2 protein-coding genes are annotated in these 877 nt (G+C 38.5%); both read left to right on the forward strand.

The annotated features are described in order from the left end of the window. Positions 1 to 659: restriction endonuclease subunit S (locus CAGA_RS12490; protein WP_207669588.1), on the forward strand; the 659-nt coding region annotated here is incomplete at its 5' end. Next, positions 652 to 858, forward strand: a complete 207-nt coding sequence (locus CAGA_RS12495) for a hypothetical protein (RefSeq protein WP_135661205.1) — start codon at positions 652 to 654, stop codon at positions 856 to 858. The genes CAGA_RS12490 and CAGA_RS12495, both read left to right, overlap by 8 nt. Positions 859 to 877: the final 19 nt, after the last annotated feature.

An 877-nucleotide genomic window follows, 5' to 3' on the forward strand; every position in this document is an offset into this window, starting at 1 on the left:
TAAACAATAATTTAGAGCAGCAAGCTCAGGCAATCTTTGAAAATGAGTTTTTATCATTGCAGTCATTGCCTGATGGTTGGAAACAGGCAAGCCTTATAGACATTGCAGACTATCTTAACGGTCTTGCTATGCAAAAATACCGTCCATCTGCTAACGAGATAGGTATTCCCGTCTTAAAAATCAAAGAGCTTCGTCAAGGTTGTTGTGATGATAACAGCGAGTTTTGTTCTCCAAGCATTAAAAGCGACTATATCATTCACGATGGCGATGTAATCTTTTCTTGGTCAGGTAGTCTGCTTGTTGACTTTTGGTGTGGCGGTATTTGTGGTTTGAACCAACATCTATTCAAGGTTTCATCAAGCAATTATGATAAGTGGTTTTATTATGCTTGGACAAAACATCACCTTGACCGCTTTATTGCCGTTGCTGCTGATAAAGCAACAACAATGGGTCACATCAAGCGTGATGAACTTGCAAAAGCAGAAGTCCTCATACCAAATGAAACTGACTATAACCGAATTGGAGCGTTGCTTCAGCCAATTTATGACTTGATTATCTCAAATCGAATAGAGAACAAGAAACTTGCTGAAACAAGAGATTCGCTACTTCCCAAACTTATGAGTGGTGAAATTGATATGTCGGAGGTGGATTATGAATAAGAAAGACCTCTCAATACCATTTAATGCACCACTTAATCCACAAGATACCGAACTGCAAACCTACGGTTGCAGAGCAAACAATCCAGATATATGTGGAAACAATGGATTACCAAATGTCTGTGCTTTTTCCTCTGTGGATTGTATTTGTAAAAAACCGTCAAGAGCTTGGAAAAAGCAATATCACAAGCTCAAGGATTAAGCCGCTAAATTATTGTTTA

It is taken from the genome of Caproiciproducens galactitolivorans, assembly GCF_004768785.1.
GTDB lineage: Bacteria > Bacillota > Clostridia > Oscillospirales > Acutalibacteraceae > Caproiciproducens > Caproiciproducens galactitolivorans.